This window comes from Limosilactobacillus walteri, from assembly GCF_014830205.1.
GTDB classification, from domain to species: domain Bacteria; phylum Bacillota; class Bacilli; order Lactobacillales; family Lactobacillaceae; genus Limosilactobacillus; species Limosilactobacillus walteri.
The window spans coordinates 1-11194 of sequence record NZ_QORN01000013.1; the positions used below are offsets into that span (position 1 = coordinate 1).

The window sequence follows — 11194 nt, forward strand, 5'->3', positions numbered from 1 at the left end:
CACTAAGTACACCTGGAAGGACACTCCAGATGTAACGACAGCCGGAGACAAGCCAGCAACTGTTGTTGTAAGCTACCCAGATGGCTCAAAGGACGAAGTACCAGTAACCATCCACGTAACCAACCCAGCAACGGATGCCGACAAGTACACTCCAGAAGGTCAAGACGTAAATACCAAGACTGGCGTTGTACCAAATCCAGCAGAAGGTATCAAGAACAAGAGTGACTTACCAGACGGTACGAAGTACACATGGAAGGACACTCCAGATGTAACTACTGCCGGAGACAAGCCAGCAACTGTTGTTGTAAGCTACCCAGATGGTTCAAAGGATGAAGTACCAGTAACCATCCACGTAACCAACCCAGCAACAGATGCAGATAAGTACACACCAGAAACGCAACCAATTACTACTCCGGAAGGTAAGGTTCCAGATCCAGCAGACGGTATTAAGAACAAGGCTGATCTCCCCGATGGCACCAAGTACACTTGGACAAACCCAGACCAAGTAGCACAAGATGTCAAGAAGCCTGGTTCACATACTGAAACAATTACTGTTCGTTATCCAGACGGTTCGGAAGATACGGTTACAGTAACTGTTAATGTTCCCGCACCTGAGGGACAAAATATTACAACTGATCAAGGTAAACTCCCTAACCCTGCAGATGCAATTAAGAACAAAGATCAGATGCCAGATGGAACAACTTACACTTGGAAGCAAGAGCCTGATGTTTCTACTCCTGGTGATCACACTGGTGTAGTTGAAGTTCACTTCCCAGACGGAACTACCTATGAAGTAACTGTTAATGTTCATGTAGATGCTGTAAACCCTGATAATGGCGGAAACACGAACTCCGGTAATGGTTCAATTGATCATCAAAACGGTACTGAAATTAATAACGGTTCAGTAATCGAAAACGTAACTGGTCAAACACAAAATAGTGCAACTAACAGTACTAGCCAGCAACCAGCGAAGACATTGCCACAAACTGGTAATGATTCTTCTAAGTTCAGTGCATTAGCTGGCTTGAGTCTTGCTGCTTTCGCAAGTCTCTTCGGCTTCGCGGGTCACGATAAGAAACGCAAAGCTGATAAATAATTAAGATAACATCATTTCTCTCCCCCCTGAAAGATATAACTTAATTAAAAGTGCTGAACTAAAGAAGTGCGAACGCTCATCAAAATGGTGAGTGTCCGCACTTCTTTTGTTATTTATATAACGATAAAATAATTAGTGAGAGATAGGGGGATAAGGGCTAAGCTGAAAGAGAAAAGGGACTAAATTTCTAAAAATAGTTCTTAGCGTGCCTGATATGATGGACTCGACGTGATTAATATAATTTTTATTAGCGATAAATAAAAAACGAACAATTCACCTTTGTGATCGAATGAAATTTTCTTCATATCTTCTTAAAATGTTTAACAAATAGTCTGATTTTTTTCAAAAAGATAAATGTTGATATATCAAGGATTTATCGATAAATAAGTAAAATTAGCAAAAGCACGTTTTTGAAATTCTCAATAAATAGGTTGCCTTTTTCTTAGAAACTATATATTAGTAAATGTAAACAAGTTATGTGCACTGTTAATTTGTATTATTTATTCGTCAATTACCTAACAAGAGGGGACGTGAATTTATGTTATCGCATAATAACTGGGAAGAACAAATAAAGAAATATGAGCCGAAAAAGCAACGTTTCACCATTAAGAAATTGTCTGTTGGTGTAGCGTCTGTTTTGCTTGGTGTTACATTTGCTGCAGGAACCGCCTCAGCAGATAGTACGACTGCAAATGCTGATTCTGCTTCTGGGAGCGATTCAGCAGAACAAACAGATCATAACCTTACATTAAATTCAGCAAGCACTTCTACTTTGAAGTCTGCTACTGCTGAAAATCAAAGCAACAATGCATCCGCTGCTGTGCAAAATCCAGCAGGGGATATTAAAGCACAAGCAGCTAACGATTACGAAGCTGCTGTTAATGCTACTGTTGCTAATGCTTCAAGTGATGTTGATAGTACAGCTGCTCAAAATAGTGCTTCATCTGCACAACAAAACAGTGCATCAGCTGTTCAAAACTCATCAACTGCTAGTTCAAACGCACAAGCAAGTACCGCAAGCGCAAGTGCTGTTGCTACACAATCATTTACAGTTAGTTCATCTGCTGTAAACAGTGACTTAAACTACGCATCTGTATTTGCTAGTTTAGCTGCAATGCCACAAGCAAACACTGCTGCTCAATCATCAGCTGCTAGTCCAACAGCAAATAATGATGAATATAGTGGTTACAAAGATGTTACGAATGCTCTTGAACTCCAAAATGCTGTTAATAACTCTAGTGTTAATGGTGTTAATGTAAAAAGTAATATCGACTTCTTTAGTGACCTTAATATTAACCGTGCCTTCACTATCCATGGTGTTGATGGGGCAGTATTAAATCTTAACGGTAATCGGATTACTAATAATAATCAATTAACCCTTGATGATGTAACTGTTAATGGATCAATCATGGGTAATGGTACTGTTAACATTAAGGGTACTGTTGTTTCAACTGTTAACGATTCTAATGGTGCAACTCTAACATCTTCTGAAAAGAATGAACACTTTACTAATTGGAGTCAAACTAAAGGCTACAACATTCAAGCAAGTACGGTTAACATCGAAAACGGTGCTTCTTTAACTATTAATCGTGCTTCTATCGGGGATGGAATCCATTTAGTTAACAGCAATAGCTCAGTTAATGTTGGTAATAATGCTCAACTGACTGTAAACATGAACACTGGCAATGATTTGAGCACTACAGCTCGTTATCATGACGCAGGTATTTTTGCAGAAAGTAATGGTACTTTTAATACTGGTTACAAATCCGTAGTTAACTTTAATACTAGCATTGGTCAAGCTATTTCAATGACAGGTGTTCGTCCAAATACAACCGATAGTGATCGCTTTGGTGGTTATACATCTAGTCAATCTCGTCCAAATGGTTCAGGTCAGATTAACTTAGGCCAATATTCAACCTTTAACTTCACAGGTCGTGATGGGGTAATTTTAGGTGATAACTCTAACTTTAATGTTGGTGAATATGCTAATGTTAACTTTGAAAATCAAGGTCGTGGGGTTGCTCTTGACTTAGCTAATAATAGTAACATTAATGTTGGCAATCATGCAGTAACTTATTTCCACTCTAATGGTAAAAATACTATTAATGCTCGTGGTAATGAAGCGGGCCCTTCAGGTAGTTACGATGGTTACAACTACATTGGTGTAAATGAAGGCGGAAATATTACCATCGGCGAAGATGCCACTTTCCGTGTTATTCTTCAAAACCGTGGTGACAATGCATGGGACGACGTAGTTTCTCTTGATTCACGAAATGGAAGTACGAATGCTGCCTTTACTTCTAAGAAGGGTGCCATTGTCGATATTCGTGATGACAACACTAACTTCTATGCAGAGTTAATTTCTTTCCCATTAGGAAATTCTTATTCACGTATTGATATCCAAGATCCGTTGCTCCTTAACTTACAACGTTACTCTGCTGGTGGTGCAACTACTGGTTGGATGGCAGGTGTTGGTGGAACTGACATTAATACCACGTCTAGTCAATACACTGCTAACTTGATTTACATGAGTGACTCAAAAGGTGTATTAACCATCGGTGGTACTGATTACGTTGTTTACCAACAAATCAAGTCTAATGGTACCCAGCAAATTTGGACAGATGTAAATAGTGTTACTTTTGATAAGACTGGATTCTCAGCTAAAAACTATAAAGATAACGGGGCTAACCCAGATATTTCTATTTCTGGGAATGGCTTAACTGGTGGCATTCCAGCAAATAGGATTTGGGATAGAAGTACTGCACCAGATCCAGGTCAATATTATGGTATTTCTACCCAACGTGCTAGTCACCAAATTTGGATTCCTCACGAAACTTCAACTCAAATTAAGGGGACTCACACTAACACTATTAAGTATGTATACGAAGATGGTACTCCAGTCCTTGATGCAAATGGTCAACCACTTGTTGTAACTCAAGATTTAAACTTGACTCGCGATTTGACTCTTGATTTAACTGCAGATCAAATTAAGTCAGTTCAAGATTATGCATTGACCCATAGTGCTGATGAAGTTTTAGATTACATTAGAAGTGGATATTCAGTAACTCAAGACTCCGGTTGGAAGATGACAAACAATCAGGGTCAAACAGTAACTGACCCATATGCAGTGGTAACATCTCCAGTAGAAGAAGGCTACACTGCAACTATCCAATCTACGAATGCGCCTGGCGTGACTGTTGGGGCTGATGGCTCAAGCGTAAAAGCTAACCTTACATTCGATGCCGCTAACGATGTAGTTCAAAATGGAATGCTTTCTGATGCATATCGTACGAATGGTACAACTGGTATTCCAGAAAACTATGAAACTGTTGTTGTTTACAAGAAGGCAGCTGAAAAGGGCTCAGTAAAGGTTGTCTACCACGATGACACTACCAACACTGATATTCCTAATACTGAATACAATACTGGTTTAGTAGATGCTGGAACTAAGGTTGATTACAATACTTCAACTACTATTAGTAATCTCGAAAATCAAGGTTATGTATATGTAATAACTGATGGTACAATTCCTTCTACTATTGAAGGTAACCAAAATGTAGTGGTAACTGTACATATGAAACATGGTGTACAGCCAGTTACTCCAACAACACCACCAAATGAGGTACCAGACAAGACTCCAGCAGAAGCTCAACCTGATCAATTAACTAAAAAGATTAACTTAACTGTTAACTACGTAAATAGCGATGGTTCAACCTTTACTGCTACTGTTCCTGCAAATGCTAAGCAAACTGCTACATTTACTGGAACTGCTTATGTAGATAAAGTTACTGGTCAATTAGTTAATGCTACTCAACAAGATGGCAAGTGGGTAATTGATGAAAATAATACCGCAACTCCACAAATTACATGGACTAGTGATAAGACTTCATTTGATAAGGTTGTTTCTCCAGTAGAACAAAATTACCATTTAATCAGCGTTTCTGATCATCAAGATGGTAATGATGTTGCTGCAATTACTGGTTTGACTAAGGATAGTGGAAATATTGCTGTAACTGTAACTTATGCTCCTAATGGTAAGATTATTCCAGTTGATCCATCAGGAAACCCAATTCCAGATGCACCAACTCCACAATATCCAACAGATCCATCTAAAGTAACTCCAAATGAACCAGTACCAAATGTTCCAGGTTATACTCCAAGTGTTCCAACAGTAACACCAACAGATCCTGGTAAGGATACGCCGGTTCCTTATACAAAACCAGCTCCAGAAGATCAAACTGTTGATAGTAAACAGACTGTTCATTATATTGATGGCGATACTAATACTGCTATTCGTGAAGATAGCACTAATGGTACCTTTACTTTTGTTAAATCAGGTCAGACTGGTCAATGGAATGCAGATAGTCATAAGTTTGAAAATGTTGATGCTCCAGTAATTGATGGTTATGTTGCAGAAAAAAGAACTTATGAAGGTCAAACTTCAACCCCAACTGATCCAAATAAAGAAATTACAATTATTTACCACAAGGTAGGTAAGATTATTCCAGTTGATCCATCAGGAAATCCAATTCCAGATGCACCAACACCAAGTTACACTAACGATCCAACTGATCCAACCAAGGTAACACCAAATGAGCCAACACCAAACGTTCCAGGTTGGACTACTGATGTTCCTAATGTAACTCCAGAAGTACCAACTAAGGATACAAATGTTCCTTATACTAAGCCAACTCCTACTCCAGAAGATCAAACTGTTACTGTTAAGTACATTGATGACACTACTGGCGAAGGCCACACTGACTTAAGTTCTTACGACAAGTCAATCACTGCAAAGCCAGGTGAAGCCTTTAACTACACTACTCAAGGTTCAATTGCCGAACTTGAAAATAAGGGTTACAAGCTTGTGAGTGACAACTTCAACGTAACTACAATGCCTCAAAATGGTGGTAGTTATGAAGTGCACTTCATTCACAACACCACAACAATTACGCCTGACAAGCCAGGTAATCCAGGTGAACCAATTAATCCTAACGATCCAGACGGTCCTAAGTGGCCAAGCGGTACTGATGCTAAGAGCTTAACTAAGCAAGGGTCACAAACGGTTCACTATGTATACGCAGATGGTACGAAGGCAGCCGATGATAATGTTCAAAACACTAACTTCGACCACACATTAGTATTTGACAACGTAACTGGTAAGCAAATCGAAGACAAAGGCTGGACTCCAGCAAGTCACAAATTTAACGATGTAACTTCACCAACAATTGATGGTTATCACGCAGATAAGACTGTTGTAGACGGTGCTACTGTAACTGTTGATAACCCGACTAGTGAAACGACCGTAACTTACGCCAAGAATGGTCAAGAAACTCGTGATCAACAAACGGTTAAGGCATCACAAACAGTTAAGTATGTTGATGAACAAGGAAATGAATTAAATCCATCCAAGACACAAAACTTCACTTACAACTACACAGGTGACACTTACGATAAAGAAACTGGTGACCTCATTTCACGTGGTACTTGGAACCAAGATAGCAATGACTTTACTGCTGAAAACGTTCCAGTAATTGATGGTTATGTAGCAGTATCTGGTTACACTAACAATGATGGTAAGTACACTGCTGGTGGTTTTACTACTACTCATGGTGCAAGCGATGAGCAACGTAACCGTGTATTCACTGTTGTTTATAAGAAGGTTGGTAAGATTATCCCAGTTGGTCCAGATGGTAAAACACCAATTCCAGATGCACCAACGCCAAGTTACACTAACGATCCAACAGATCCAACGAAGGTAACCCCAAACGAACCGGTACCAACAATTCCTGGTTACACTCCATCAACACCAACTGTTACTCCAGGTGTACCTACAGAAGATACTCCAGTGCCATACACTCCAGTAACTCCAGCTAAGGATCAACAAGCACTTGTAAATTACGTTGATGCTGATGAAAACAACAAGGTAATTACTACTTCTGGTGACTTGAGTGGTAAGGCTGGCGAACGTATTGATTACAGTACAGCTACAACTATTCAAGATCTTGAAAATAAGGGTTACGTTCTCGTAAATGATGGCTTCCCAGCTGGCGCAACTTACGATAACGATGACGGTACTGTTCAAACTTACACAGTTGTATTGCGTCACGGTACCCAACCAGTAACACCAACTGACCCCGGTAAGCCAGGGGAACCAATCAACCCTAACGATCCAGACGGTCCTAAGTGGCCAGATGGAACGGATGAAAACAGCCTGAAGAAAACAGGAACCCAAACGGTTCACTACGTATACGCTGATGGAACTAAAGCGAAGGACGACGATGTTCAAAGCTTTGACTTTACGAAGACGGGCGTAGTAGATAAGGTAACTGGTAAGTTAATCAGTGAAACTGGTTGGAATGTCTCGAGCCATACCTTTGACCGTGTAGATAGCCCGGTAATCGAAGGTTACCACGCTGATAAGCGGGTAGCGGGTGGTGAAACTGTAACTCCCGATGATTTAAATAAAGAAGTAACAGTAACTTACACACCAAATGGAAAGATCATTCCAGTTGATCCAAGTGGAAAACCAATTCCAAATGTACCAACACCACAATATCCAACGGATCCAACCGATCCAACGAAGGTAACACCGGACGAACCAGTACCAGAAATTCCAGGCTACACCCCAAGTGTTCCAACGGTAACACCAACTGACCCCGGTAAGGACACTCCAGTACCATACACTCCAGTAACTCCAGCTAAGGATCAACAAGCACTTGTAAATTACGTTGATGCTGATGAAAACAACAAGGTAATTACTACTTCTGGTGACTTGAGTGGTAAGGCTGGCGAACGTATTGATTACAGTACAGCTGCAACTATTCAAGATCTTGAAAATAAGGGTTACGTTCTCGTAAATGATGGCTTCCCAGCAGGCGCAACTTATGATAACGATGACGGTACTGTTCAAACTTACACAGTTGTATTGCGTCACGGTACCCAACCAGTAACACCAACTGACCCCGGTAAGCCAGGGGAACCAATCAACCCTAACGATCCAGATGGACCTAAGTACCCAGCCGGCTCTGACCAAGTAACAAAGAATGTTACGCGGACAGTTCAATATGTGGATGAAAATGGTAATAAGGTTAGTGAATCAGTAGAACAAACTGTTAACTTCACTGCGGAAGGGATTCTTGATAAGGTAACTGGTCAATGGACAACTCCATTAACTTGGAGTATTGATCAAACTGTTTCTGCGGTTAAATCACCAGCTATTGATGGTTACCACTTAGTAAATGTTGATCGTGATGCCGCTGGTAATGATGTTAAGGGTGTAACGCTAACTCATGATGATAATAGTTACACAGTAACAGTTAAGTACGCTAAGAACGGAAAGATTATTCCGGTTGATCCATCGGGAAAACCAATTCCGAATGTCCCAACACCACAATACCCAACTGACCCAAGCGATCCAGCTAAGGTAACGCCAAATGAACCGGTACCAACAATTCCTGGTTACACTCCAGAAACACCAACAGTAACTCCTGATAAGCCGGGCGAGGATACGCCAGTTGTTTACCATCCAGTAGACAATACGCAAAATGCTCAAGTTCGTTACATTGACTTAACTAACAATGAAGAGCTTGCTAACTCTGGTAACTTAAGCGGTCAACCAGGCGACAAGATTAACTACAGTACGGCTGACGAAATTAAGAGCCTTGAAGATAAGGGCTATGTTCTTGTAAATGACGGTTTCCCAACGGATGCTGCCTTTGATAACGATAAGGACCATGATCAAATCTTCACTGTTACTTTCCGTCACGGTACTCAACCAGTAACACCAACTAACCCAGGTAAGCCAGGGGAACCAATCAACCCTAACGATCCAGATGGACCTAAGTACCCAGCTGGTTCTGACCAAGTAACTAAGGACGTTACACGGACAATCCAATACGTGGACGAAAATGGTAACAAGGTTAGTGAACCAGTAGAACAAACTGCTCACTTTACAGGTGAAGGAGTTCTTGACAAGGTAACTGGTCAATGGATTACACCAATTACTTGGACTGGTGATGGAAACTTAACTGGCGAAAAGACACCAGTGGTTGAAGGTTACCATGTTGTACGGGTAAGCCAGGATAGTACTGATAACATCAATGTTGATGGTACGACTGTTAACCACGAAACAAATGATTACACGGTAACAGTTACCTACGCTAAGAACGGTAAGATCGTTCCAGTTGACCCAAGTGGCAAGCCAATTCCAAACGTACCAACGCCACAATACCCAACCGATCCAACTGATCCATCAAAGGTAACACCAGATGAACCAGTACCAACAATTCCTGGTTACACCCCAAGTGTTCCAACAGTAACACCAACGGATCCTGGTAAGGATACGCCAGTACCATACACCCCAATCGTTAATGATCAAACCGCTGTTGTTAACTATGTTGACCAAGATAACAACAATGCTCAGATCGCAACTTCTGGTAACTTAACTGGTAAGCCAGGTAGTGTAATCAACTACAGCACGGCTGATCAAATCAAGCAACTTGAGGCTCAAGGTTACGTCCTTGTAAGTGATGGCTTCCCAGCTGGTGCAGTATTTGACGATGATGACAATACAACCCAAACTTACACAGTTGTCTTGAAGCATGGTACCACGACGTTCAAACCAGATAAGCCAGGTACACCAGGTGAACCAATTAACCCTAACTACCCAGACGGACCAAAGGTAACCAACGAAGATGTTGACTACCTTAAGGATGTTAAGTTTACTATTCACTATGTTGGTGCTGGAAACGATAATCCAGCTGATAACGTTCAAAACGCGCAATGGACTCGTTCTATTACGGTGGACAATGTGACTGGCAAGATTATTAGCTCCACAGAATGGGTAAGCAACAAGGAAAGTTATGATGGCGTTAAGACACCAGTTGTTAACGGTTACCATGCCGACCGGGCACAAGTTGATGGGCCAAGTGTCACAATGGAAGATCAAGAAGCGACAGTTACTTATGTACCAAATGGAAAGATTATTCCAGTTGATCCAAATGGTAACCCAATTCCAGATGTTCCAACACCACAATACCCAACTGATCCAACTGACCCAACGAAGGTAACGCCAGATGAACCAGTACCAACTATTCCAGGCTACAAGCCAGAAGTACCAACGGTAACACCAACTGATCCAGGTGTTGATACACCCGTTAAGTACACGCCAGATACGGTAAATCCAAAGCCAGCGGCTGACCAAATTGCGATTGTTAACTACGTTGATCAAGATAACAACAACGCTCAAATCGCAACTTCCGGTGACTTGACTGGTAAGGCTGGTGACAAGATTAACTACAGTACGGCTGATCAGATCAAGCAACTGGAAGCACAAGGTTATGTACTAGTAACCGATGGCTTCCCAGCAGGCGCAACCTTTGATGATAATGCAGATCAAAATCAAGTCTTCACTGTTGTCTTGAAGCACGGTCATGCTCCAGTAGGACCAAACAATCCACATGAACCTGGTACACCGGTTAACCCTGATGAACCAAATGGTCCAAAGTGGCCTGCTAAGGACACCTACACGAAGGAATACACTTCAACGGTCCACTTCGTGGATAACAGCGGTAATAAGATGCGTGATGACGATGTGCAAACTTCAACTTGGACCCGGACATTGATCATTGATAAGGTTACTGGCGAAATCCTTAACCCTAATGAAAACTGGACTTCTGATAAGGACAGCTACAGCGAAGTTAAGGTACCGGTAATTAACGGTTATGTTGCAGACAAGGCTAATGTACCAGCCAAGGAAGCAGTTCAACGTAATATTGAAGATACTGTAACCTACACCAAGGTTGGTAACATTGTTCCGGTTGATCCAAACGGCAACCCAATTCCAAATGTACCAGTTGTGCCATACACTAATGACCCAACAGACCCAACCAAGGTTGTACCAAACGAACCAGTACCAACAATTCCAGGAATGACACCAAACGTTACGACAGTAACGCCGGATCATCCAACAGTTGATACGCCAGTTGTCTACACGACGCCAACACCGGTAACGCCAGAAACGCCAGCTAAGCCAGAAGTTCCAGCAACTCCTGCTCAACCGGCAGCTCCGGCAACGCCAGCTGCACCAGCGGCTAAGAC

General features: G+C 41.5%; 2 protein-coding genes. Both read left to right on the plus strand.

Translation table 11 applies throughout. The features are described from left to right. Window positions 1-1096: Rib/alpha-like domain-containing protein (locus DTK66_RS03820; protein WP_191667839.1), on the plus strand; the 1096-nt coding region annotated here is incomplete at its 5' end. Window positions 1097-1634: 538 nt separating this feature from the next. Continuing rightward, window positions 1635-11194 (plus strand): mucin-binding protein (locus DTK66_RS11145; RefSeq protein ID WP_191667840.1); only part of this gene is annotated, 9560 nt, incomplete at its 3' end.